23 protein-coding genes are annotated in these 24046 nt (G+C 46.8%); 7 read left to right on the forward strand and 16 right to left on the reverse strand.

The window, feature by feature from the left end; all coding sequences use genetic code 11:
• Positions 1-82: 82 nt before the first annotated feature.
• The 3 genes from BM082_RS05245 to BM082_RS24950 form a co-directional block, all read right to left on the reverse strand.
• Positions 83-1666, reverse strand: a complete 1584-nt coding sequence (locus BM082_RS05245) for a hypothetical protein (protein WP_017015656.1) — start codon at positions 1664-1666, stop codon at positions 83-85.
• 192 nt (positions 1667-1858) lie between these two features.
• Positions 1859-2776: a LysR family transcriptional regulator gene (locus BM082_RS05250; protein WP_017010746.1), complete on the reverse strand. Its 918-nt coding sequence runs from the start codon at positions 2774-2776 to the stop codon at positions 1859-1861.
• A 178-nt stretch (positions 2777-2954) separates the two neighbouring features.
• Entirely contained in the window at positions 2955-3128 is a 174-nt protein-coding gene (locus BM082_RS24950) for a hypothetical protein (RefSeq protein WP_159435494.1), read from the reverse strand.
• Here BM082_RS24950 and dgcN point away from each other — a divergent pair.
• The 3 genes from dgcN to BM082_RS05265 all read left to right on the forward strand — a co-directional run bounded on the left by dgcN (position 3121) and on the right by BM082_RS05265 (position 6392).
• Positions 3121-4140 (forward strand): N-acetyltransferase DgcN, encoded by a 1020-nt coding sequence (gene dgcN, locus BM082_RS05255; RefSeq protein WP_074925604.1) that lies wholly within the window; start codon positions 3121-3123, stop codon positions 4138-4140. The two genes, BM082_RS24950 and dgcN, sit on opposite strands and share 8 nt — an antisense overlap.
• Positions 4137-5075, forward strand: coding sequence for an enolase C-terminal domain-like protein (locus BM082_RS05260; protein WP_074925605.1), 939 nt, complete (start codon positions 4137-4139; stop codon positions 5073-5075). The genes dgcN and BM082_RS05260 overlap by 4 nt, the downstream gene beginning before the upstream one ends.
• A 183-nt stretch (positions 5076-5258) precedes the next feature.
• The gene (locus tag BM082_RS05265; protein ID WP_017010743.1) at positions 5259-6392 is read left to right on the forward strand and encodes an acyl-CoA desaturase; all 1134 of its coding nucleotides are present in this window, start codon (positions 5259-5261) and stop codon (positions 6390-6392) included.
• 90 nt (positions 6393-6482) lie between these two features.
• On the opposite strand, the gene BM082_RS05270 is transcribed toward BM082_RS05265, so the two are convergent.
• Complete coding sequence (locus BM082_RS05270; protein ID WP_074925607.1) at positions 6483-6905, reverse strand: GFA family protein; 423 nt, start codon at positions 6903-6905, stop codon at positions 6483-6485.
• Between the two features lie 302 nt (positions 6906-7207).
• On the opposite strand from BM082_RS05270, the gene BM082_RS05275 reads away from it, so the two are divergent.
• Positions 7208-7489: a hypothetical protein gene (locus BM082_RS05275; RefSeq protein ID WP_074925611.1), complete on the forward strand. Its 282-nt coding sequence runs from the start codon at positions 7208-7210 to the stop codon at positions 7487-7489.
• Here the strand turns inward: BM082_RS05275 and BM082_RS05280 are convergent, their stop codons facing one another.
• From BM082_RS05280 to BM082_RS05315, 8 genes are all read right to left on the reverse strand, one after another.
• The gene (locus tag BM082_RS05280) at positions 7490-7987 is read right to left on the reverse strand and encodes a hypothetical protein (protein WP_017017314.1); all 498 of its coding nucleotides are present in this window, start codon (positions 7985-7987) and stop codon (positions 7490-7492) included.
• 142 nt (positions 7988-8129) lie between these two features.
• Entirely contained in the window at positions 8130-8531 is a 402-nt protein-coding gene (locus tag BM082_RS05285) for a DUF1801 domain-containing protein (protein ID WP_074925614.1), read from the reverse strand.
• A gap of 57 nt (positions 8532-8588) precedes the next feature.
• Positions 8589-9572: a CobW family GTP-binding protein gene (locus BM082_RS05290; RefSeq protein ID WP_017010738.1), complete on the reverse strand. Its 984-nt coding sequence runs from the start codon at positions 9570-9572 to the stop codon at positions 8589-8591.
• Between the two features lie 174 nt (positions 9573-9746).
• Positions 9747-11195: a hypothetical protein gene (locus tag BM082_RS05295; RefSeq protein WP_074925617.1), complete on the reverse strand. Its 1449-nt coding sequence runs from the start codon at positions 11193-11195 to the stop codon at positions 9747-9749.
• Complete coding sequence (locus tag BM082_RS05300) at positions 11192-12214, reverse strand: family 8 glycosyl hydrolase (protein ID WP_017015667.1); 1023 nt, start codon at positions 12212-12214, stop codon at positions 11192-11194. The genes BM082_RS05295 and BM082_RS05300 overlap by 4 nt, the downstream gene beginning before the upstream one ends.
• Entirely contained in the window at positions 12211-14199 is a 1989-nt protein-coding gene (locus BM082_RS05305) for a cellulose biosynthesis cyclic di-GMP-binding regulatory protein BcsB (protein WP_074925619.1), read from the reverse strand. The genes BM082_RS05300 and BM082_RS05305 overlap by 4 nt, the downstream gene beginning before the upstream one ends.
• Positions 14192-16414 (reverse strand): UDP-forming cellulose synthase catalytic subunit, encoded by a 2223-nt coding sequence (gene bcsA, locus BM082_RS05310; RefSeq protein WP_017017309.1) that lies wholly within the window; start codon positions 16412-16414, stop codon positions 14192-14194. Before bcsA ends, BM082_RS05305 begins: the two co-directional genes overlap by 8 nt.
• Before the next feature lies 1 nt (position 16415).
• Positions 16416-16937, reverse strand: a complete 522-nt coding sequence (locus tag BM082_RS05315; RefSeq protein WP_017010733.1) for a hypothetical protein — start codon at positions 16935-16937, stop codon at positions 16416-16418.
• Positions 16938-17361: 424 nt separating this feature from the next.
• On the opposite strand from BM082_RS05315, the gene BM082_RS05320 reads away from it, so the two are divergent.
• Complete coding sequence (locus tag BM082_RS05320; RefSeq protein ID WP_017015670.1) at positions 17362-18747, forward strand: TldD/PmbA family protein; 1386 nt, start codon at positions 17362-17364, stop codon at positions 18745-18747.
• The gene (locus tag BM082_RS05325; protein ID WP_017015671.1) at positions 18747-20090 is read left to right on the forward strand and encodes a TldD/PmbA family protein; all 1344 of its coding nucleotides are present in this window, start codon (positions 18747-18749) and stop codon (positions 20088-20090) included. The genes BM082_RS05320 and BM082_RS05325 overlap by 1 nt, the downstream gene beginning before the upstream one ends.
• Before the next feature lie 76 nt (positions 20091-20166).
• Here BM082_RS05325 and BM082_RS05330 read toward each other — a convergent pair whose 3' ends face one another.
• The 3 genes from BM082_RS05330 to BM082_RS05345 form a co-directional block, all read right to left on the reverse strand.
• Entirely contained in the window at positions 20167-20640 is a 474-nt protein-coding gene (locus BM082_RS05330; protein ID WP_017010730.1) for an NYN domain-containing protein, read from the reverse strand.
• Positions 20641-20895: 255 nt separating this feature from the next.
• Positions 20896-21744 carry an alpha/beta hydrolase gene (locus BM082_RS05340; RefSeq protein WP_017010728.1) on the reverse strand — a complete coding sequence of 283 codons (849 nt, stop codon included), beginning with the start codon at positions 21742-21744 and terminating at the stop codon, positions 20896-20898.
• A 110-nt stretch (positions 21745-21854) separates the two neighbouring features.
• The gene (locus BM082_RS05345; RefSeq protein ID WP_017010727.1) at positions 21855-22454 is read right to left on the reverse strand and encodes a TetR/AcrR family transcriptional regulator; all 600 of its coding nucleotides are present in this window, start codon (positions 22452-22454) and stop codon (positions 21855-21857) included.
• A gap of 329 nt (positions 22455-22783) precedes the next feature.
• Between BM082_RS05345 and BM082_RS05350 the strand changes: the two genes are divergently transcribed.
• Positions 22784-23218, forward strand: coding sequence for a GNAT family N-acetyltransferase (locus BM082_RS05350; protein ID WP_017015672.1), 435 nt, complete (start codon positions 22784-22786; stop codon positions 23216-23218).
• Here the strand turns inward: BM082_RS05350 and BM082_RS05355 are convergent.
• The gene (locus BM082_RS05355; RefSeq protein WP_017010725.1) at positions 23203-23658 is read right to left on the reverse strand and encodes a hypothetical protein; all 456 of its coding nucleotides are present in this window, start codon (positions 23656-23658) and stop codon (positions 23203-23205) included. The genes BM082_RS05350 and BM082_RS05355 overlap by 16 nt on opposite strands.
• Between the last annotated feature and the right edge of the window lie 388 nt (positions 23659-24046).

Raw genomic sequence — 24046 nt, forward strand, 5'->3', positions numbered from 1 at the left:
ACATAAGAGGAGAAGTGAACGGTCAAAAAAGTGGTCAAAATACGTGATGCATAACCCAAAGGCTATTGAAGTATCATGGAATCTAACAGGCGATATTGTCCTTGGTTTTGCTGACAATTTTCGCCAATCGATCGGGGTCGCTCACCAGTGTTGGCATTTTCAAATACAGATGGTGCAAACACGTAAGGCACAGTGAAATACACAACATGGTTTTCTCGCGAACTTCTTCCGCGTCCCACCATGCATCGCCTTGCAATATCTGGTTCCAATCCTCGGCCAATTCAAGGGCAAGCTGTGCAGCTTCATCAGCATCGCCTGATACTAATGCTTCAACCGCTTTTGGCACGTCATCTGCGTTACTGCCCGCACCAAATATGTTGCGCAGTGCAACCATCGCATCCAGCAACCCATCTATACGTGATGGTTGGCGTGCTGCGCTAAAGAGACGACTAAACGCTAATCGGATACCTGTTGAATCCGTGTCTTCAAGTAACAAACTCCAGTTTTCAACATCATCCAAAATTCTGGTCGTAATTTGAACTGGCTCATCTGCTTCTTTAACAGTATCAACGTTTTCCTTCGCCCCTTCCAAGGAGAAAGGATCGACATGCCACACCCACTCAGGCGCAACAAACGGTGGCGAGTCATTCAAAAAGCACATGGCCAAACACAACGTGATGTTGAGTTCTGTTGACATTTTTTCGTTATCAGCTTCAAGCACATCATCAGGCCAATCATCATCTTCAAGCAGATCGCCGCTGTTAATGGCGTAGGCATAGCCCGATTCGAGCATGAAGCCACTGTCTTTACGCTTCGCCATCAGGCTTGGCAAATGCAGCGTGTATTCGGCAATTGAGGGTGTATAGCGACGAATCGTTCCCCATTTGGTATCAAGCTCATCCAAATCCACCAACGCTGCGTTTCTGAACCCAACGAATAACGGGATCTGCGCCACTTCACCGTCGGCTACACTGCGTGCGATCTCAAGCAACTCGAGCACAGTTTCGACGAATGTGCTGTCTGACATGGGTCCACGGATACGCATCAAATCATAGCTGTTGAGCAAAATGGCAGACGGCAATGAAGATAACGTGATCACACCTCGCTTGCCCTTTGAATCAACATAGTGCCCCAGCGTTTCGCTCGGTTCATTACTGATGGTTTCAAAAACACGCTCGAAAGAGGGATCTTCAAGAATGTGGCGATAAAGCGCTTTGTGACCTGGTAACTGAGCAATCGCTGCGCTCAAATAGCCAGATGCGCGATAGAAAAGGTGCGGCTTTGTCCCCGCTTTAACAAGAAACAACGGGTATAGCTCAGTGGCCACGGCCGCCAAGCTCTTAGCGAGAGGATCACTGATACTTACGCTCGGTTGAAACCCATCATTCTGGTTTCGCCAAACGGAAAAAATGTGTTGGCCGTTCTGCAACACATGCGGAATTCGGTGAAAGAATGATTGCTCAATATCACCCTGAGATAAGGCAACTGCACGCATTTGGCGACACAATTGGACGTAAGAAATAAACGTATCTTGTTGCTTTGCAGACAATCGATATTGATTCTGCAGAACCTGACGCGCTTCAGATTCGGTCACGTTCAAAATGTACGCGACGACGCGATGCCCCATGGCTTTGACGAAATTCGGGATGGGTTCTTTTACTAGCATGACACCCCCAGCGTCAAACAAATCGGAGAAGGAAAACGTGGTGTCGAAAAGCAGTTAAGGATGGCTAATTATCGACACGGTATGTATCGGCAGCACGTTCAAAAAATATAGCAGTTTCCTTCACGAGATATTGCAATCAGCCCCAACATTCTTCTCAACGTAGCGTTAACCACATGAGTTACATTAGAAATGTCACGTTTCTGCATTCGATAAACTTTTAAGTGCCTTCCACACTTTTTCTCCTGAGGGATGCAACCTTGCCTGATATCTGTATGCGAAGTAAGCAACATCACGAATCAAATAAGGTTCACCAATCACCACCAATGCGCCTTCTTCCAATTCTTTTTGCACCGAAAAGTCAGGCAACCACGCCACACCATTTCCCATCAATGCTTGCGCTTTAAGCATATCGACCATGGACGAAAGAAACACAGGTTCAATGTTCACCTCATGGCGTACTGATTCTGTTTGTCGCCCCATGTAAGAAGTTGGGCTATAGGCAAGCCAAGGCGTGGGAAGTGCTTCGTCGTCATTCATCAACACCGTTTTTCGAGTGAGGGAAAAACGCGGCGTACCGTCTTCACGTTTACAGCAAACAGGAAGAAGCTCCGCCACACCAACGGGAATATGTTCGAAAGGCGGAAGCTTCATGTGTTCATTATCGAAAGCAAACAAGATGTCGCACTCGCCCTCTTTGAGCGCATCAACCGCTTCATCAACGTTCATGGCTTCCACGCTTAGCATGGGCATTTCTACCTGTGTTAATAACTCAGTTTGAATTGCGAGTGTCAGGTTCAGCGCGAGGGAATGGGCAGACGCTAATCGCACAATTCGTCCGTCGGAATTATTCAGAGCAGAAATTTGGCCCACACTTTCCGCAATCTGATTCATCAAGGTTCGCGCTGTTACACGGAACACCCGTCCACTTTCGGTCAAAGCAATGGGCGTTTGACCGCGATCAACAAGTTCAGCGCCCACACTCCGCTCCAACATTCGAATACGACGGCTGAACGCGGGCTGAGTGACATTTCGACGCACTGCGGCCGCAGAAAAGTTTCGCGTTTCCGCCAGCGCGAGAAAATCTTCTAGCCATTTACTCTCTAGGTTCATTCTCACTTGTCCTTGTGTAGACATCACTCTTTGTGAAGACATCATTCCATGCATAGGCGAAACCAATGACGCAGACAGCCTCATCGCGCTTCAATCATCATCAGTATATCGATGGAGTTGCATTTTATCAGGGCAATGATTTGCTACCGATCACGTAATCGTCCATTTTCCATACCGATTACGCATTAGCCTCTCGAAAACGGCATTTATCGCGAGCCACATAGAACCCTATAGTAAGAGCATCACACCAGAAACAGACATTCACTTCGTTGATCGTGCCCCAACAAGCGCTATCGCTCTTCACCACATCGACGACAGTATTGATAGAGGTATAAAGGAGACCTATGAACATTCCAGCCCCTTACATGCTTATGCTTGGCGATAACAAGGATCCATTGGCAATCAAAACGGCGCGCGGCATTCACTACTGGCGTCCAGAGAAATGTGTCGGCCAAATGCGCCTGAATGAGGATGTGCCGTCATTAGGTCTGCCTGATATGGACATCGACACGGCGATAGCGCATGGTGCGAAAACCTTTGTACTCGGCACGGCCAATGCGGGCGGTGTGCTGGCAGAAAGCTGGATCCCTTTGATTGTATCGGCCATTGAAAAAGGCATGCATGTGGCGTCAGGCTTACATCAACGATTGACCGATGTCCCTGCGATTGTCGATGCGGCGGAAGAAGCCGGTGTTGAACTGTTCGATTTACGTCACTCAACGCAAAAACTCGATGTTGGCTCTGGTATTAAGCGTTCTGGAAAACGCTTATTGACCATCGGTACCGACTGTTCCGTCGGCAAGATGTTTACAACACTTGCACTCGAAGGCGCCATGAAGAAGCGCGCACTCTCTGCGTCATTCTGTGCAACAGGGCAAACGGGTATTTTGATTGAAGGCAGCGGCATTGCGATTGACGCTGTAGTCTCTGACTTCATCGCAGGTGCGGTAGAGTCTATTTCTCCAGATTGTGCCCCTGATCATTGGCAATTGATCGAAGGACAAGGCTCGCTACTTAATCCCGCTTTCTCAGGTGTCACCATGGGCTTGCTGCATGGTGCGCAACCAGATGCACTTGTGCTTTGTCATGAAGTAAACCGTGACCACATTCGCCACATGCCACATGTACCTATGCCGAAAATGGAAGACATCATGTCACTGGCACTGCGTTTGGGCACATTGACCAACCCAAACCCACGCTTTGTGGGCGTCGCCATTAACACATCGTCACTGAACGAAGAAGATGCCATCAACTACCTTAAAGAAGTGGGTGATGCGTTTAATCTGCCGGCGACCGATCCGGTAAGATTCGGTGTGGAAAACATTGTCGATCACCTCGTCACTGTTTTTGAGGATAATGCATGAACATCACTGCCAATGTTGTCACCTACCAGTTAAAGCGCGCCTTTACGATTTCTCGAGGCTCACGCACCGAAGCGGAGGTACTGCAAGTCACTGTCGAGAAAAACGGCAGCGTCGGTATCGGAGAATGCTCTCCGACAGGTCGATACGGTGAAAGCTTCGACAGCGTGATGGAACAAATTGAATCGCTTCAAGGCACTGATTTTGATCGCGCAACATTACTGCACCTTCTGCCCCCCGGCGCGGCGCGTAACGCGTTAGATTGCGCGTTATGGCAACTCGAAGAACCTAATTTTCCAGCAAACTTCGATTTGCCAGAGGCCATCACCACAGCGATGACGGTCTCGATCGCATCGCCACAAGAAATGGCCGAAGAAACGCGCCAATACATTACGCAAGGCGCCACGCTGATCAAAGTGAAGCTGAATGCTGATCTTGTCTTTGAACGCCTACAAGCGGTGCGCACCGAAGCACCAGATGCCATTGTCATTGTCGATGCCAATGAAGCTTGGGGATCATTGGACATTCCTGAAACCATCAAACACATTGCGCCACTGAACATTGCAATGATTGAGCAACCTCTTCCTGCGGGAGAGGATGATGCACTAACAGAAATCAGCAGCCCCATCCCTCTTTGTGCGGATGAAAGCTGTCATACCGCGGATGATGTGACCAATCTGATCGGCAAATATCAGATGGTAAACATCAAGCTCGATAAAACAGGCGGATTAACAGGTGCGTTTGAATTAGAGCGTAAAGCCCGAGAGAACGGCATGCAGATCATGGTCGGTTGCATGTTAGGCAGTTCTATCGCGATGCGCGCAGGGCTTCCTATTGCGGCCCATGCCGTATTGGTTGATTTGGATGGCGCCGCGTTAATAAAAGACGACATAGAAAATGGACTAACGTATGAAAATGGACAAATAGCCTTACGTTAGTTGACTTGGATGAATCGAAAAAGAGTGAAATGGGCGTGATTCATTTCACTCTTTTATTTGTGGCTTATCGCGTGGTCACAATTCTCTGCGAAATTGAGACAAATTGTTAACAGCCATCTTGACCCCCCTCTCAGCGGGCACTATTCTAGCGTACATGTGTACGCTGGAATTTTGATATTTAAAATGGAATCAAATCAAAAAGAAAAACCGCCAATCATTTGGCTGAACCTTTCGGTGTTTGTTGTCACGTTCTCAGTTGCCGCTATTGGCACACCAATATGGGCTTGGTATCACGGATTCGATTGGGCACAAATTGCCATGTTACTCATCGGGTTCACCTTTAGCGGAATGTCCATCACCGCGGGTTACCACCGTCTATGGTCACATAAAACCTACGAAGCCCACCCTGCCCTCAAGTTTATCTTCGCACTTGGCGGGGCATACGCACTTCAAAACAGCATTCTTCATTGGTCTTCAGACCACCGCGTTCATCACCGTCACGTTGATGATAACGATGTAGACCCTTATTCAGCGGGTCGTGGTTTCTGGTACTCTCACATCGGCTGGATGTTGCGTGAATATCAGCAACACCGCTATTCTGATTACTCAAACTGTCGCGATTTACAGAAAGATAAAATCGTTATGTGGCAGCATAAATATTACTTACCACTGGTGTTCATCATGAACTTCGGTGTGCCCATTGTCTTTGGTCTTCTCCATGGTGATCTGTGGGGTGCCATCATATTGATTGGCTTTACACGCCTCGTGCTGAACCACCACTGCACCTTTTTTATCAATTCGCTGGCGCACATCTGGGGAACACGCCCATACACAGAGAAGAACTCTGCGCGTGACAACGGATTCCTGGCATTTTTGACCTTTGGTGAGGGTTACCACAACTTCCACCACATCTTTGAAAATGATTACCGCAATGGCATCTACTGGTGGCAGTTCGACCCGACAAAATGGCTGATCAAATCAGGCAGCTGGTTGGGGCTTACAAAGAAACTTCGCGTCACACCGCCAGACCGCATTGAAAAGGCACGCGCCACCATGCTGCTGAAAAACATTCAAGCACGTTTGAGTGTTAGCCCGAACGGTTCATACCGCGTACAAATCATCGAACAAGAATATGAAGCGCTCGTTGCTCGCATGAGTGATTATTACGAAGCGAAAAAGCGTTTGATTGATATGAAAAAGAAGAACCTTTTGAAGAAATATGAAGCCGCAATTTTGGTTCAACAACTTCAAATTCTGAAATCTGAATTTCATCAGCAAAAACGCAACTGGCAGACCCTCACGGCAAGCTACGCGTAAACAGTGTCAACAAAACCAAAAAGGCAGCTCACGCTGCCTTTTTTCGTTTTAAGCCTTGTCCTCAAGCCTTGTGGTCATAGGCGTAAAGAATTAGCTATTTCGCCCTTCTGGGAAAATGGGCAAAGCATCCGTAATGTGATGCCACTGGGCTTTATACTGGGTGAAGATGTGCGCGTCAGGTTTCAACGCAATGTCGCTATCCAGCGTGCCTAGCGAAAACTCAACCAAGCTACCATCGCTGTTGGATGCTTCAAACAATAAACTCGAACCGCAATCCTCGCAGAAGGTACGTTTTGTGCCATTTTCAGCTTGATAAGTTTTTAACTTATCTTTACCCGTCGTAAACCTAAAATTCCCGGCTTTTGCCACTCCTAAGGTCGCAAACGCTGCGCCATGAAATTTACGGCACATACTGCAGTGGCAGTGTCCCATTGCAGGCTCAATCACCGCCACTTCATACGTGATCTGCCCACACAAGCATTGTCCTTTGTAGGGGAATGCTTTCTCTGCCATGTTAACTCTTCTTTTTCTGCATTGAGGCTGTTCACTCAACAAACACATTCAGCTTTAGTAAAGACAGAACCTCATCCTGCACACCACCATACAAAACAACCAGCGCAGTTGAAACCGTCACCCGACAGTAGATTTTGAGTGATGACCGATTGTGGCTAGCATTACGATTCACAGTAAGAAGGCGTTTGAGACAAAGCGTTCACATAACGCGACAGCGGGAACAGCGCCTTATTTTGCTCCCCTATCGACATTTTTGAGGGTCAGGCATAGAATCGGCGCCTTCTTGTGAGCGAGGCAGAACCATGGCCAAAAAGCCGACTCGCATGGATGCAATGAGACTCATCATTGAGCAGGTAAAGCAGGAATTACCCTTGTACGAATCTGATACCTTTGGCTGCGGCCCAGACAATTCTTGTATCGGATGCCCCAAAAAGCTTCTGGAGCTCGTAGACAGCGAATTGTCTTACTGGGAATCTGCCATGGATCGTGGCGTCGATCCTAACTTCGATGAAATTCGACGTTTCGGCAAGCTCTGCACAAACGTGCGCCGTGGATTGGTGAGAAACAACATTCTTCCCGCGTAATCATCCCTGCTGCAAGTGCGGTGTCGACAGTCCATCAACATTGAGTTGGTGGGCTTCTAGCGGCTCACCCCAGTAGAGAAATACATCACTGACACCCGCATCATGCGCCATGGTTTTGAAGGCTTTCTGCTCAACCGACGTTAAGCCCCCTTCTACGCATTCCATAGGGTGCAAAATCACCTGAATCCGACTGGTAAAGAAGTTTCGCTGAATCAAACTGGTCATTGCGCAGCGCAGTAAAATTGCGCCCGTCTCGATATCAGCAATCAAGCTACGAGGATGATCAAACGGGTTTTTGATAAGGTGGCTTTCATCCAACGTTTTTACATCATCACCAAACCCAGCAAAGCGTTTTCGCCAAGGCTTGTCAGCGTGCCACGCAACCAGTGGTGATTCATCAAACGTATTCCCCGTTTTTCCATCAAGAATACGCAGTCTGTCATTCCAAATTTGTACGTAGAGCGTACTTCCATAGGCATAGCTAAAGCGAGTAAGCATTGTTAACCTTTCCGAGCCAATCGTCATAATTATTATGGTTTGAATTATTCCGACACCGACGAATTGGCGCAAAAGAAAAGCCCATAAACATGCCGTAATGCACATTTTACTAGGCATTTAATGTAAAAATTTCGGCCCTGTTTTATAAACCGAGTAAAGGGTCATGTTTACGTGCTTGATAGCACATCGCTGCAGCAATACAAATGCGAAGCGGTTCAATTGGAATGGTAGAATGAAGAGGGATACGTAACTCTCGATTACCTTGATATTCAAAGGCATCGGGCAGGACTTCTCGGAACGTTTCGATCAATAAGGTTTTGCAGTTAAAGAACATACACAGCGATTCGGGTGAGCGTGCTTTCCAATCGACACGAATAGCCGTTCCCCCTTTCACTAAGTAACTTGCTTCCCCCCACTTCACGCTTTCTTCAACGGACTTGCCTAATGATTCAGCCACGTCAAAAATCAACGCTTCTAACGCAGAAAAGTGGGCTTTGGCATCCTCTGGATATGTCGCTATCTTGCTTTGAATTTCTGGCAACATCCGAGTGTTCTCCACGTCAGCGTGAATGCCCCAAATGGGTATTTGGGGCTAGAAAGTCTATGCGATGAAGGAAAGCAGAATATCTTCGAGTTCATCCCACGGTAATGGGTTTTTATCAATCACTTCAACACGAGATTCGACACCGTCAAGACTCACTGGATTGACCGTGACCATTTGGTTCACGACATTGAAGGCAAACATTCCATCGTCCGTTTTCATGACCGCTTTAACGCGTTCAGCGTTTAAATTCGCAAACAGCCCGTACAAGGCATCAAACGGAAAAACGGTCGTTGGTTCGAAGATCCAACCACAACTGACATACCCCTGCCCTTTGTTTTCTTTGCGTCGGAATGTCTCTCCCGGCTCAAGTTCAAAGGCAGGCATGTCATCATCGTCGTGCGAGTGATGGTGGCCAAATTGCGCGTCACGGTTAACACGCGGCAGCATCAACCAAGCAGGATCAAGTTGACCTTGTTCCACGTACCCTAATGCCAATTTTGGAATTTCAGCCGCGCGCACGTAGTCATCAAATGCCGCGCGATCTTGCTCAGTGCACATGTCGATTTTGTTCGCGACAACCACATCGGCCAAAGCGATCTGATCTTGGAAGTTCTGATTTGTCGTGTATTTCTCGTCAGCAAAATTACGTGGATCCACCAAGGTAATCGTCGCATTCAGCGCAATGTAGTTTTCATAATGCTCGGAGAGCAATTTACCAATGATGTCCTTTGGATGACCGAGCCCTGTAGGTTCAATCAGTAAACGATCAGGGTTTTGTGCCAATAGCGCATTGATGCCGATGGCCATTGGTAGACCCGCGACACAACACATGCAACCGCCCGGTACTTCTTTAACCAGCGCACCTTGCTCACTGAGAAACGCGCCATCAACGCCAACTTCTCCAAACTCATTTACCAATACAGCCCAGTTTTCATCTGCAGGTTTTTGTTTGAGGAGGTTTAAAATCGCCGTGGTTTTCCCAACACCCAGAAAGCCAGTGATGATGTTGGTAGGGACTTGTTTCGTCAGTTTTTCAGCCATTGTTTATTTCCATGTACCGAGTACGCGTCTGAGCGCGCTATTAAAATTGCGGGATGGCAGAAGTGTATCAGGCTGTTGAAGGGATGACAGTGGTTTTTATGCGAAAGACCTATAACCAAACAACCCCATGCGCTGTGATATATCGCGTCATGAGGTTGCTTAGCGAACAGGGTATTAAGAGCGGCATTTCATGCTTTTCGAACTCACACCACATTTAATGGCCTGGAATGATTCTTGATAATCTTCATTATGGGGGAAAGCGTCCGCAAGCTTGCGATACTCTTTCAGCGCCTCGCGTTTTCGATTGCTGTTGAACAGTGACCACGCCTTTATTTCAATCAATTGAACGTCTTTACCATACACGGCTTCATACTCTTCAATCTGCGCCAAGGTCGTCTCGTATGCTTTGGTATCAAACGCTTTGAATACACGCTTCATGGCGATTTGTTTATCCAATTCTGCGCGCGTATCGATGTCGTTGATTTGCGCGGACAGAACGGTGGCCTTGTCTGAGAACCCCATTTTATCTAGCGCCAATACATAGCCATATTGTGTCAGATCCCAGTCAGGATCATTAGGCGCCATAAGATCTAATGCGTTTTCAAATTCTGTCGCTGCAGACACAGGTCTGTTTAAGTCATAGAGCGTCCATCCTTTTAATGCATATTCCGATGCAGACAAAGATTCAATGGCATTCAAGCTCTCTAAACACGCCTTTATCTCTCCTTCACAATTCACCACGTTTCCGTCATCTGAGCCAAAATCGAGTTCCGCTATGGAAGGGTAACTGTCCGACCATTGAGCCTGCTGCATCAGTAACTCTTCTCTCTCCCCCATTTCTTGTAAGGTCAATAAACGCCCTTCAATGCGCTTAGCACTCGGGCCCGCCCAACTTATCGCACGCTCAAACCAGTCATTGGCGGCAAATGCATCCCCCATATTTAGGTATTTCCAACCAATTGCCTCGGCCGCCTTGGCATTTTTCTTGGCAATAACAAGTTCACCAACATGGGCAAGTTCACCTTCAGAGAGTGAGGCTTTTGAGAGCTTACCCAGAGCCATATCTTGCTTAATTTGAGCCACGACTTGCGGGTCATACGCCGTTGACTGTTCATAGCGTGAAAGGATGTCTTGCGCCGCGCTCGGTGCTGTCCAACCCAATAGTTTCTGTGTGGTACTCAGTTCGTGTGCTCCACAGTTATCGAGTATTTTCTGATACTTGGCTTTTACATTCGTCCCATACCCTGTTTTGCTTTCATTCTTTAGATCCAACCACATCCATTGAATGCGATCGCAGTGCATCCAATCTGGGTTTTCCTCAACCAGCGAGCTGGCTTGGGTATGCTTTCCCGCGTTTATCATCGACGACAGCGAATCCAGTGACGCGCGATATGAGATTTCATCCCGAAGCGCCTCAGACACCTCTAAATCTGACGTTGCTTCTTGGGCCGTTTTCCAACCCTTATCTTCGAGCATGGTCCAGTACTGCTCTTCATCAATCGCGGTGCTATTTTGTGTCGACACTTCAACCGAGACGCGTTCATCAAAAACCATCACTTCATGATGATCTTTTGCCATCGCTGAAACAGAAAAAATGGTTGAAACCATGAGCAATATTTTCATCTGCAAACCCTCTCATTAAACGCAATATGTGAAAGCAACACTAAGCTGTCTGAATAGTAATCTTTTCCTTTTGGCATCACTGAAATGCCCTTTTTCAGCGCCCTTTGGCCATTTGCTAGCGCAACCAATTGACTGATTGCGATGGCACCATCAGGGGGCGGGTAGGAAGCAGATTCCCCGCTTTTCACATCAACCCACGCCGTGTCATTTTGTTTTAGCCACTTCGTGTACTGACGGTTGAATGCATGCTTTCTCCCACCCCAAACCATGTATAACGGAATGCGATAGCTCGAATAGCTAAACTGGGAAGGAAACCCTTGTGCTGGCTGCCAACCCGCGTTTTGGTACTCGACCCAATCAGACGTCAGCTTACTTTTGCCATACTGGTTTTGACTTAAAATGCGTAACCCACTGTTTGCCAATGTTGACCATTTACGACTGTATCGAACAAAGTCATCCATGGCGGGATACACCCAGTAGCCCGGATTGACGACAGTGCGGTTTTTGAATGTGAACCCCATTGCTCCAGGTAACATGATCACCTCCCCGCCAACAGGACGAAGATGAGAGCTTTGCAGTGCCCGAATAATGTCGCTCGCTTCTTTCGCGTATTGTTTGGATGACCATTTCACAGCAGCGCGATGCAGCGCCCAAGCAATAAGCATGTCACCATCACTTGCATTGTTTCGGTCAGGAATGTGTGGTTTTCGCGGTTGCCATTTCCATGAAAACAGCGGGTCCATGTCTCGTTGAAGATGGGTTTTCGTCCAAGACCAGATGCCGTGGAACGTTTTACGGTCATTGAAGTATGCCGCCATCAACATGCCATAGCCTTGTCCCTCACTGTGTGAAATGTTGTGGTTACCGGTATCGACTACCCGACCATCCTTTGCAATAAAGCTGCTCTTATAAAGCGTCCACATACGTTTATCACTGTCGCATATAGATGGCGATGCGGTACTGTCAACACTGCCGCTCAGCGAAAACAACATGGCGATTGAAAGTAATGGTTTGCTCATTTTCTCGCCTCCAGCGCACGCGATACAAACGCTGACATCCACCAAATGATAAATAACGCTAGGATAGATAGGCCTGCTGGGTAGCCAATAAAAGCTGCTTTAAAAAACTGAGATGTGCTGCTTGAAAACTCGCGTTCGCTCAGCACACCAGCAGGAGCAGAGCTTGACTCACTACGCATGAAATCATCGAACTTTTCATAGGTCGTTTCGGCAAATTGAATGCGGTACCAGCCTTCTTGATTGGTGTGTTTAATGGTTGCAAGCTCACTTGTCGGTTCAGAAAACATCATGTCAGAGGTATAAAAGTTCTCTTGTTCTGCCTCGCCTTTGCCAGCGACAAAGTCAAACAAGTGCGTTTTAAGTCCATCCCAACGTGATACATTCTGGGCTGGTAAAATGTATGGCTCCGCAACCTCGATCTCTGTCAACGAAATGTGGAAAGGACGGCGCTGTTCCGTCTCGCCCGTGATCATCAAGCCCGGCATGGCTTTGTGCGTACGGTGTGAAACATAACTCAATAGGCGCCATAGGTTTGCCAGCTGAACGGGGTCCTTTTTATCTACTGATATTTGTGCTTGTTTACCGCAGTCATCCGCAATGGCAAAAAAGTCATGCGCTGATACTTTATGCCCTTCCGTGGGAATGAACTTAACCCAAGAACTCAGCCTTAGGTTCGACTTTTCTGACATATAGACGGCGAATCGACGGTCTTGATTTTGCACATCTACCGGCCCATAGATTTCAACAGAGACACGATTAATACCTGGTGTGAATTTACGCATCGGGATGTTTAATCGATAGTGTTGAGTGTCTCGCCAATAGCTCGAACGCAATGGAAGACTGTTTGCGTATTCACCATTCACACGAAGAATCATTGAGCCCGCACCGGGCGCCACCCTAGAGTGCGACAGCAATAGATTGATTTTTGCGTTGTCTTCGTCACTAAACAAAATGTTACTCGGCATCACCAAATCCAGCTCCAAAGGGGAATCGGTCAAGTCCGTTTGCTCGGTAAACTCTGACATCAAGTACGTGGCTTCACTTTTTAATGAACGGTCAATGACGTTATCTTCATTGACGACCACCATTGAGCCTCGCTCAGGAAAACGACGCATGTTGTTGGCAAAGACTTTGGCAGCACGTTTCACCTCTCGCTCATTTTTCCCCGAAATGATGAGTAACCATTCATCCCCTTTCGTGCTGTCTCCAATACCAAGGTAAGGGCCAGAAACAGCCTTATGTGTTTCTTGATCTACCCAGCCGGCGTTAAGCAGTGCGTCGCTGGTGCCATAAACAATCACAGGACCAAGACGTCGCTCTCCGTATTTTGACTCCATTCGGTAATCGAACTGATAGTCCTCAGACCCACTTTTCAATGTCCAGCCCTGCACCAAGTAGGCAGCCAAAGATAACGATAGATCAGTGTCAGTTATCGCCGAAATCATGTGAATGGGTGCATCATGGTGCTGGCCACTTCGCATCATCTCCTCAAAGGATGCGAGCGTTTTCTGATTAAAAGTGCCACTTTCCTGATAGTTCAGTTCATAGAAAGACGCTTTCACATTGATGGTCGTATTCAGCCCAGTAGTATCAATCACCAAGTTTGGATCGTTGGATAGATGCTGAATTCGCAAATTCAGTGACGGGTTTTCTTTCGATAGCAACCCGGCTGGAAACGTGGCTTCTATGTACTGAAACTGATGACGCTGTTTCACCTCGATATTTGCCAGTGAACGGTTGCCCGCAGCCAGCCACAACACCGTACTATCAACAATATTGTTGTTGTAAATCGCGAGAGAAAGACGCACGTTTTCAACCTCTTGCCCATCCAAAATAGAAATGGGGATGGGCATGATCTGGCTTTGCCCACGAAGAACAATGTCTTCCTTCGTATCCATGGCATAAGTCAGTGGAATCTTGACCGTTTTCTCTGCTTGCACCGCACACGCAAATAGAAGAAGAAAAGCGATGATGAACTTATTCATTTTGAAACTCCTTCTTGCCAGAAGCAGATGCCGATTCGATTTTGTTTTTCACGGATGTCGTGAAGACGCGTGTTAAATTGGAGCAAGCGAGAGAGAAAAGACTCAATGCAGACGACAACACGTCTTGGTTTAAGCTTTCTTCATAGCGACGGCGCTCTTTCCAACGGCTACTTTGTCCATAGGCTTTTGCGTATTGCACCTGCATGTCCGACGCAACATTGCTCTCTAACAAACAGCACACTTGAACGCCTTGGTGACCATGTTTGAGAGCCACCACTCGCATACTGAGCTGCACCATTTGATACATCGGTTTCTTGGTTTTCTTGCTTTTCCCTTTCTCGGTGAAATACGTCACATCCACCATGTCGCCACGGTGAAAGATGTTTTCTCCTTCATGTAGGGTTAAGCGCGCCCCTTTAATAGAGATATCATTAAGCGTTGCGTTATAGCTTTCACTATCCATTTGAATCATGGCTTTTTCATTCACCAACAGACGCGGTTCGCTGCGGCGCTGTTGCTTCTCTAACATGGCACCAAGACAAAGCACGATGAGCATCAAGTTGAAACTATTAAAGATGATCACAAGAATGAGCTGGCTTTGTTCTGTTGGGAATTGGATGTAACGATAGATCCCCCACGCTTCAGCAAGTACCACCAGCCCGAAAATGAAAGCCATAAAAGGCGTGAGTTTTGAAAAGCAAACCTTACGCGTGGTCTCTCCTTTTGGTGTCACCACGAAGTTGGGTTTTTTAGGGTTAAACAGCACGGATAAAGCAGGTAAACAGAGGTAAATAGACAGTGCTGTCTCGTAGAGCTCAGAGAAGAATGCACGCCGTGTTTTCCCAAACAGTCGCTGCGTTATCATCACACTTATCACTAAGTGCGGAACAACAAAGATGAGAAAGTCAGTGGCGTTGCCAACGAAGATCTGTAAATCCAGCAACAGATAAAGCAATGGAGACAACAAGAATGTGGTACGAAATATTGGGAAGAACCAATACAACGTCGAATTGAGGTAGCAGATCCTCTGCCCCATCGTTAAGCCGCGTTTTAGCAATGGGTTGTTAAGCAAGAATATTTGGATCATCCCTTGCGCCCAGCGAGAACGCTGCGTGACATATGCGCCAAACGTATCTGGCGACAAACCCGCGACCATCGCACGGTTTAAATAGGCACTTTGCCAACCTTTTGCATGAATGTTCAATGCAGTATCTGCATCTTCAGTGATAGTTTTGGTCGAAATACCGCCAACTTCCTCTAGCGCAACACGACGAATAACAGCCGCAGACCCGCAGAAAAAACAGCCATTCCAAAAGTCCATCCCAAGTAAAATTTTGTTATAGAACATCTCGTTTTCGGAAGGAACTTTATCTTCGATGCCCAAGTTGCGTTCAACAGGCCCTGGCGTCACGAAGAAATGCGGCGTTTGAACAAAACCCAGTTTTGGTTCTTTTTGGAACAAACCAATCGTATTGAGCAAGAAATCGCGTGTCGGTACATGGTCAGCATCCAGAACAAGTACCAAGTCGCCGTCTGTTTTTTTCAGGGCATGATTGATGTTTCCCGCTTTCGCATGTTCATTACGTTCTCGAGTAATGTAGGTTGCCCCTACTTCCTCACAAAAGGCGATTAATGTGTCCGCACGACGTTTGGCTGCTGCAGCTGCATCAACATCTTCATCGCTCAGCTTTTGATCTGTGCCGCCATCATCGAGTACAAACACGCGAAACTGTCCCGGATATTCAAGACGCGAAGCGGCAAGTATCGTAGGCTCAACAACATCAATGGGCTCATTGTAGGTAGGAATGTAAACGTCAACCGTAGGCAACGGTGCTTCAGTGTCGATAGGCACGCGTTTACGTTCATAGGGTTTGACGGTCACAAACATGCCCATCACATAAATCAGGATACCGTAACACTCAGCAGCAAAGAGCAATAATGCGAACGGTAAATCGAGGCTACTTTCCCAGGGTAACGTTTCGTGAAATCGCCAATAGATATAGCGAAATGAAATAAACGCACCGATGATGAGAATAAAGGTTGTTGCACGCGTTGAAAAATTACGCGACAACAACAAAATCAGTAGAAAAGCGCTACCCGCAAGCCAGATGTGGGTGTCAGTTGAAATATTTAGCGTCGCCAACATAAACAGGCAATACAGCGCGCAAAATACCATGAGCAATTTAAATATTTGCTTCGGTAAGTTCGACGTCATCTTAGAATCCTTCTAATAGAAGTGAGGGTTTTAGCTGATGGATCCAAACAAGATCCTGATGTTCGTTGGCGGTACAGTAATGGGTAAACACAGAGAGCCAGAAGTTATCGCCTCGTGTGCTTTGGCGGGCAATTAAGCAACGCTCACCCCCTTCCCTCGTTTCGGTCCACTGCTGATAGGGTCCAATGTCGTTGTAGACAAGTTGCCCGTCACCTTCTGGTACGGTGAAAGAAAACATGTTTGGCGGTTGCTTAAATGGAGACCTGCTGATTATTTGAACAACATAATTTTCACCAGGTAGATAAGTATTATTTTCTAATTGCGTCCAAAACCAGGTTTCATCATTTCGTGATTGTCGGAAACTCTTTACAGTCTCTACACCTTCTAATAGTGCGGGTAATTGGTATGCAGCAATTTCAGTTGGATCATAAATTTGCTCATGGCGCGTTTGTTGAATTAACTGACAGCCTGATAAAGCAACAATCCCGCACATTAACAGTGGTACTGTAGATATCGATGACATTCGATAATTCCTCCTCATTTAGCCTTTCATTACTGTCTCCAAAGCAAAAAGCCTGCCACCTATACAATTAAATTTTTAATTGTTTAATTTCAGTAACTTATTAAATATTGGTGTCTAATTAAAAATGATAGAACAAGTGGTAAATGTGATATAAATCAGACATTTCTCAAAGTGACACTGATTTTGAGAAAATGTAAAAACACAAAGATTCAATTCGCAAAAAATATATGCATCAAATAAAAGTGATAAAGGTGAAATTTCTCTTACCAATACGTGATCACTGAACAATAAATAACCAAACGAGCGTCCAATTAGTTATTCCTATGGCATTAACAGGTAAAGAAGATTGGTGCCTTCTTATCTAGCTGATATTCTAAAAGTGTTAAGACTAGAAAAGAGTCAACTCTGTATAAAGGAGGAAGGAATGTTAAATCCGAACACTGCCAAAGCGGTGATTGATCACGCACTGTTTCTTGGTGCCGACTTTGCGGAGCTCTTTGTAGAGCGTCACCATTCAGGCAGCGTAGAAGTGCTGTCGGGCGACGTCGACAAAGTGAACTCTGGTATTGATTTTGGGATTGGTATCCGCCTGTTTTTTGGTCATAAAGTGCTTTATGGCTACACCAACAGTCAGGATGAAGAAAAACTAAAACGCGTCACTACCCTGCTCTGCGCAAAAGATAAACGCGACCAAATCGCCAATGCGGGTGCATTGAACCTGATCATGAATGCAGATCGTCACCCAGCGACCATGCCGTTTTCCGTCGATAACCGCGTTGAAGAGAAGATTGCCTTTTTGAAACGTGTCGATGCAAAAGCGCGAGCAGAAAGCGACAAAATTTCTCAGGTAATTGGCCGTATTGCACAACGCGAACAACACATTGAAATTTTCAACTCCACCGGTTTACACATTCAGGATACCCGTCACTACACCCGTATTGCCTCGTCTGTGGTTGCAACCCTGGGTTCAGAGCAATCAACAGGGTATGAAGCACCAGGCATGTTGTCGGGCTGGGAGTTCAATTCAAGCGTCGACCCCGAAGCGCTCGGTGAGATGGCCGCAAAACAAGCACTGATTAAGTTAGGTGCAAGTGCCTGCCCATCGGGTGAAATGCCTGTTGTTATTGGTAATGGCTTCGGTGGCGTTATCTTCCACGAAGCGTGTGGTCACTTGCTAGAAACCACATCTGTAGCGAAAAAAGCCTCAGTCTTCCACGACAAGATGGGTGAGATGATCGCCAACCCTGTTGTGAACGCAGTGGATAACGGCCTCCTAACCAACGAATGGGGCTCCATCAACATTGATGATGAAGGCATGGAAACCCAGCATACGCAGCTTATTAAAGACGGTAAGCTGACAGGCTTTATGGTTGACCACATGGGCGGCTTGAAAACGGGCTATGAACGCACGGGATCAGGTCGTCGTGAATCCTACAAATATGCACCGACCTCACGCATGCGCAATACCTACATCGAAGCTGGCGACGCCGAATTTGATGACATGATCTCTGGCATTGAACGTGGTATTTACGCGAAGAAAATGGGCGGCGGTTCTGTGCAACCGGGAACAGGCGAATTCAACTTCGCAGTTCAAGAAGCCTATTTGATTGAAAATGGCAAAGTGACCACACCGCTGAAATCGGCAACGCTGATCAGCACAGGCCCTAAAGTACTGAAAGAAATCAGCATGGTCGGCAAAGACTTTGCATTGGCTGCGGGTATGTGTGGCTCAGTCAGTGGTTCTGTACCAACAACCGTGGGACAAGCAGCGCTTAAGGTCGATAACATTCTTGTGGGAGGTGGCAGCTAATGAGTGAATTGAACAACCTAGAAAATGCCCTTGAGCAAGTCCTTGAGCTTGCTACCAAACAAGGTGCAACGGCAGATGTTATTGCCTCAAGCAGCGAAAGTTTTAGCTTGAAATCTGACCAAGGTGAATTGTCGGAATATAAGGTAACAGCAAGCCAAGTGATTGGTGTACGTGTGATTAAAGATGAACACGTCGCCATTAGCTATTCTGAATCTTTAGAGCCAGAAAGCCTCGCTCAAATGGTAAATCAAGCGCTAACGAACGCGAGCTACACCAAGAAAGACGCGTTTCAGAAAATTCGCGCCGAAGGTTTAACACTGCGAACCAAACAGCCTGAAATATACCAACAAGACAACGCCACACCAGAGCAAAAGATTGAACTGGCCCTGTCGCTTGAACGTCAGATCCGCGAAAAGCCACTGGCGAAATCTGCGCCTTACAATGGCTATAGCGAAAGCAGCTCTATTCTGTTGTTAGGCAACACGCTAGGCACACGTTGCTCGCACCAAGAGCGCACCCTGAGTTGTTACACGGCAGCATTGATTGACCACAACGACAAACAAGCCATGCACGTGGCTGCGTCCGTTGCACGTACCTTTGATGGTCTGGAAGCAGATCGCGTGATTAGAGACGCCTACAACATGGCAGAAGCCTTGCTTGAAGGTGAACCTATCGCCACAGGTCAGTACTCGGTGATCTTCGAACAAGATGCCTTGAATGAAGTGCTTGGCGCGTTTGGTAGTTGCTTCTCTGGGGAGTCCGCTAAGCGAGGCATCAACCCTTGGCGTGAAAAAGTGGGTCAGCAAGTCGCCAGCCCACTGCTTACGTTCAAAGACGTGGCGTATATGCCTGGTGGTCATGCCATCAAAGCCTGGGATGGCGAAGGCTTTGCCACGGGTGACACCTCGTTGATTGAAGACGGTAAGCTCGTCGGCTTGCTTCATAACTCCGCCACAGCAGCACACTTTGGCGTAACACCTACAGCGAATGCTGGGCGTTCTGCAAAAGGCACACTAGGCGTCACTTCGCGTCATGATGTGATTGGTGCAGGAAAAAGCAGTGAAGCAGAAGTCACGGCCGGTGAATACCTCGAGCTTGTAGAACTTCAAGGTGTACATTCGGGTGCTGATGCGATCAGCGGTGAATTCTCTTTCGGCGCGAGCGGTTTCCTCTGTCGTGATGGCAAACGCATCAAACCCGTTCGTGGTATTACCGTTGCAGGTAATTTCTACACCATGATTAAAGAAATCGATGCCGTTGGAAACACAGTCGTCCCGAACTATGACGGTCATTTCTTCTCGCCATTGATTCGTTTTGGGCGACTGAACATTGCCGGTAAATAAACCGCCTTCAACACTTAACAAAAAAGAGCCTTCGGGCTCTTTTTTTTATGTCAAACAAGCACTCAACGTCGTGACGCTAGAGCAACATGTCTTCTTCGATGGGAATAAAGCGGTCAACGCTGTTTACTAAGGAATTGGCTGTCAGCATTGGAACACCAAACACCACAGATTCCTTGCCATAACCTGTCTTCACTTTTTCCATCAACAAGTCGAAATCACCGTCACCAGATAGAAGCACAACCATGTCGACATAAGGTGCAGCATCGAGAACATCGATCGCAATACCCACATCCCAATCACCTTTTGTGCTGCCGTCGCTGCGTTGGATGTAAGGCTTCAGCTTCACATCAAATCCAATATGACGTAATGCATCTTGGAACTTGATTTGCTGATCATCATCACGACGGATCGCATACGCGGTCGCAGAAACGACCTCACCCATACCTTCCAGCTTTTTCCACAAACCTCGGTAGTTGAATTGACGACCATACGCCTGCCGAGTGGTGTAATACACGTTTTGGACATCGGCAAAAACAGCGATTTTCTTCAAAGGATTCCCCTACCTAGCATCAATAAATACGCGCCGAGCATAACACATTCATACATTGTGCAACTAACGCTACACACTCACTATTTAAGACCTTAGAACACAGCAAGAACAAGGTTCCAAAGCGACGCGACCAGCAATACAACGAAGGTAGCACCACGCCCACCTTTCGAAAGTGCAGCACTTCTTTAGGTTGGCTGACACCGTATGCATGCGAGCATCGCCCAACAACCAACGCCAGACCAAGCACATGCAGCATTAACGGTTGATCAACGCATTAAATGCTTCTTTTAGCGGATCGCTTTTTAATACGCGGCCATGTCCTAACCCTTCGGTTGCGACGAGCGAGACATGGTCAAAACGATTGGCTTCTTCAGACACCGCAAACGGCGCGAAGCGATCCCCTTTATCGTGAACAATCACCACAGGCGCACCACGGTGTTGTAGCTTAGTAAACGGATCAATCTCATCCACGGTGAAATTGTACTGACGGCCAACATCGTCAATGACTTCACGAAACAACTTCATGGAATAGCCAGATGCTTCAACGGTGCCGAACAGGTTTTCCCAATATTTCAGTACCGGAGCAACCAATATAATCGGTTTATGTTGCAAGCATGGGTGCTCGCTCTCAAGTAAGGTAGCACCGCCCATCGAGTGCGCAATGACGCCTTCAATCTGTGCTTGTCGGTTTAAGATGCCATCCAATGCAAAAAGGAACGCCGGTATACTGCCTTCTTTCCCTTCGCTCTTGCCGTGAGCAGGGTGATCATATGCCAGCGCGGTGTAACCCGCCGCAGCGATATGTTCCATCAAAGGAAAAAACTGATTTGCAGAGCCTGACCAACCATGTGTGAGAACCCAAGTCGGCCCTGAACCCAGTTGATAAGACATTATTTTGCCTTCTTGAGTGTCGATGGCTTCAACCACCATGCCTTCTGGCGTTGGGTTGATGTCTTTCATTTTTGCTGGCGTAAGAAACAAGCGACGCGCCGTTTTGAGTGCATGTTTAGGCGCAACGCTATGATGAAAACGTGTTGCAACGCTCAGCGCACTGCGGCGGAAGCTAAAACCCTTTTTTTGTCCGAAGTAGATTTTGCTACTCATAGATTTTCCCTTTTTTATCGAACGACCGTGCTATTTTTGATTAAACGCAAACGCCTATTCTTATTGGACGTAAGCGCATCAATACGCACTTTTTCAGTCCATAAAGACGATCAATCTGCGGTATATCGAATCCGAGCAAAGAGGTCGTCTATGCCCTTCCAAAATTTTTGTGCACCCTGTGTTTCAAGAGACAAGGTTCGAAATAAATGGCTACTCAAATACAAACCGTACAGTTCGTAAACAGTCTGCCAACAATCGAGATCAGCGCGAAACTCTTTGGACTCAATACCCTTTTCAAATTGAATATTGAGATAGCCTAACCAGCGCTTGGTGATCACTTCTAACATCATTTGCATAGGATCATCGTCGGCATGCCCGTCGCGCCACGCATCCAAAAACATGCAGCTCCCCTGAAAGGAGCTGTTCCAGGTGAGCCAATTGTCCAGCATCTGACGTAGCTTAGCTTCATAGCTAACATGCGAAGCATCTCGACAAGGCGCAATCACACGCTCCGTAAAACGCTCACCTGCATAAGAAACCACAGCCGCTTGTAAATTTGTGCGGGAGTTAAAATGCGCAAACAATCCACTTTTTGACATGCCAACACGCTTTGCAAGTTCGCCGATCGTTAAGCTTTCAAGCCCTTCAAGGCTTGCCATCTCAAAACCGACCATCAGAATCTGTTCACGCGTTTGCTTTTTCTTGTTCATTATTTCAACTACCCATACGACTGTATTAAGTTATAGCACGACCGTTCTATTTTCCTCACTGAATAATTATGTGGTCGGATGTGTTTATTACTCATTTACTCTAAAAACCCGCCTCATCTCAAAAATAAGAATGTGATTACTTTTCAATACATAGTGCGTATTCCCATGAATTTAGTGAGCTATTTAGTACGCGATTCGTAAACTCATTTTGGTGCAAATGCACCAATTCACACTTAGTCACCAATCACTTAGAAAACTTGGCGCATATAAAAAGAAAAACGCCACGCATTGCTGACACATAAGGATTAAAACCACTCAAGGGGGAAAAATTGGACTTCACATTTACATTGGCACCATCAAAGGATGATGTATCAACCATCTATCAAGGGTTAGTGGGTTTTAATCGGGAGCACTTTCCTACGCCGAACGAAAATAGCTTCGGGCTGTTTATTTATGATGAAGAAAATCACATCGTTGGCGGACTGACAGGTCAGCAATTTTTTACCTCCATGCACATTCGCTATCTTTGGTTAGATGAGAACATGAGAAGGCAAGGTTTCGGTCGCCAACTCATCGAACGCGTGGAAGCTGAAGCGAAGAAAGGAGACATTGTGAATTTGTTCATCGATACCTATTCGTTTCAAGCCCCTACCTTCTACGAAAACCTGGGTTTTCGACAAACTGGGAGATACAGCGATTACCCATTACGGGGCATCGATAAAATTTTCTACCAAAAGTGTTTGAATACTCAAAAGCCGCGTTGAACAACACCTCGCCCTCCAAAATGTTTCACAAAGAAGTAGTAGAGTTTGCGAAGTTTAAAATCTCCCAACATCTCCAAAAACAGCAGATCGATGTCTTTTTTAGACACAGGCACTGAATCCAAATATTGATAGAGCGCGTCATGAACCAAGGATGCATAAAAGCAAAAAGGTTTCATGGTGCGATAATCAATATGTCCGTCCGGTGTTCCAATGATCACGAGATTGAGCACACTCCATTTTGGTGTGCACCCATCCCACGCATATCCCGTTTCATTGGCTTTGATGGTGATAGTTCCGTTTGTAGATATATCCAGCCACTGGGATGCAAAGTGTTGGTCAATTTGCCAACCTGATTCGTAAACGAAGTCTTCTTCTATCTTAAACACATACGGAAAGTTTCCCGTTCTTACGATGTCTCTTGGTTCTGGCCAGTTTGTCATTCCATTCCCTGCCAATGTGACTTTACCTCTATACCCAAACAACCTGAAGATGCAGGATTCAGCGAGGTTTACTGACGTTATGATCTAAGCGTCCCTTTGCCGATGTAGTGATCTCCATCAAAAAGGGATAACACCGAGCATGGCGTCAGTAAACTCGCCCGAAGGGAGGCCCTCAGTGCGTCCACTTCATCGTTAAATTTCTGTGAAATAGAATGACTATTCCTAAAAGAGTTTGCCTTGAACTGAACGCACTGATGGCCTCTGAAATCGAGCATCTTCAGGTTGTTTGGGTATAACTGTATGTTTTGCTGTACCCACATTATGTCTTCACAGTGAGAATTCTCTTTTGTCGTCAAATACCGAGCACAAAATTGACAGTTCACCCAAC

This window comes from Enterovibrio norvegicus DSM 15893, from assembly GCF_900115495.1.
GTDB lineage: Bacteria > Pseudomonadota > Gammaproteobacteria > Enterobacterales > Vibrionaceae > Enterovibrio > Enterovibrio norvegicus.

What these genes read in the sequence shown, in the direction of transcription:
- BM082_RS05245 (WP_017015656.1), bottom strand. Translation starts at nt 1,666, where the DNA reads ATGCTAGTAAAAGAACCCATCCCGAATTTCGTCAAAGCCATGGGGCAT.
- BM082_RS05250 (WP_017010746.1), bottom strand. Translation starts at nt 2,776, where the DNA reads ATGAACCTAGAGAGTAAATGGCTAGAAGATTTTCTCGCGCTGGCGGAA.
- dgcN (WP_074925604.1), top strand. Translation starts at nt 3,121, where the DNA reads ATGAACATTCCAGCCCCTTACATGCTTATGCTTGGCGATAACAAGGAT.
- BM082_RS24950 (WP_159435494.1), bottom strand. Translation starts at nt 3,128, where the DNA reads ATGTTCATAGGTCTCCTTTATACCTCTATCAATACTGTCGTCGATGTG.
- BM082_RS05260 (WP_074925605.1), top strand. Translation starts at nt 4,137, where the DNA reads ATGAACATCACTGCCAATGTTGTCACCTACCAGTTAAAGCGCGCCTTT.
- BM082_RS05265 (WP_017010743.1), top strand. Translation starts at nt 5,259, where the DNA reads ATGGAATCAAATCAAAAAGAAAAACCGCCAATCATTTGGCTGAACCTT.
- BM082_RS05270 (WP_074925607.1), bottom strand. Translation starts at nt 6,905, where the DNA reads ATGGCAGAGAAAGCATTCCCCTACAAAGGACAATGCTTGTGTGGGCAG.
- BM082_RS05275 (WP_074925611.1), top strand. Translation starts at nt 7,208, where the DNA reads ATGGCCAAAAAGCCGACTCGCATGGATGCAATGAGACTCATCATTGAG.
- BM082_RS05280 (WP_017017314.1), bottom strand. Translation starts at nt 7,987, where the DNA reads ATGCTTACTCGCTTTAGCTATGCCTATGGAAGTACGCTCTACGTACAA.
- BM082_RS05285 (WP_074925614.1), bottom strand. Translation starts at nt 8,531, where the DNA reads ATGTTGCCAGAAATTCAAAGCAAGATAGCGACATATCCAGAGGATGCC.
- BM082_RS05290 (WP_017010738.1), bottom strand. Translation starts at nt 9,572, where the DNA reads ATGGCTGAAAAACTGACGAAACAAGTCCCTACCAACATCATCACTGGC.
- BM082_RS05295 (WP_074925617.1), bottom strand. Translation starts at nt 11,195, where the DNA reads ATGAAAATATTGCTCATGGTTTCAACCATTTTTTCTGTTTCAGCGATG.
- BM082_RS05300 (WP_017015667.1), bottom strand. Translation starts at nt 12,214, where the DNA reads ATGAGCAAACCATTACTTTCAATCGCCATGTTGTTTTCGCTGAGCGGC.
- BM082_RS05305 (WP_074925619.1), bottom strand. Translation starts at nt 14,199, where the DNA reads ATGAATAAGTTCATCATCGCTTTTCTTCTTCTATTTGCGTGTGCGGTG.
- bcsA (WP_017017309.1), bottom strand. Translation starts at nt 16,414, where the DNA reads ATGACGTCGAACTTACCGAAGCAAATATTTAAATTGCTCATGGTATTT.
- BM082_RS05315 (WP_017010733.1), bottom strand. Translation starts at nt 16,937, where the DNA reads ATGTCATCGATATCTACAGTACCACTGTTAATGTGCGGGATTGTTGCT.
- BM082_RS05320 (WP_017015670.1), top strand. Translation starts at nt 17,362, where the DNA reads ATGTTAAATCCGAACACTGCCAAAGCGGTGATTGATCACGCACTGTTT.
- BM082_RS05325 (WP_017015671.1), top strand. Translation starts at nt 18,747, where the DNA reads ATGAGTGAATTGAACAACCTAGAAAATGCCCTTGAGCAAGTCCTTGAG.
- BM082_RS05340 (WP_017010728.1), bottom strand. Translation starts at nt 21,744, where the DNA reads ATGAGTAGCAAAATCTACTTCGGACAAAAAAAGGGTTTTAGCTTCCGC.
- BM082_RS05345 (WP_017010727.1), bottom strand. Translation starts at nt 22,454, where the DNA reads ATGAACAAGAAAAAGCAAACGCGTGAACAGATTCTGATGGTCGGTTTT.
- BM082_RS05355 (WP_017010725.1), bottom strand. Translation starts at nt 23,658, where the DNA reads ATGACAAACTGGCCAGAACCAAGAGACATCGTAAGAACGGGAAACTTT.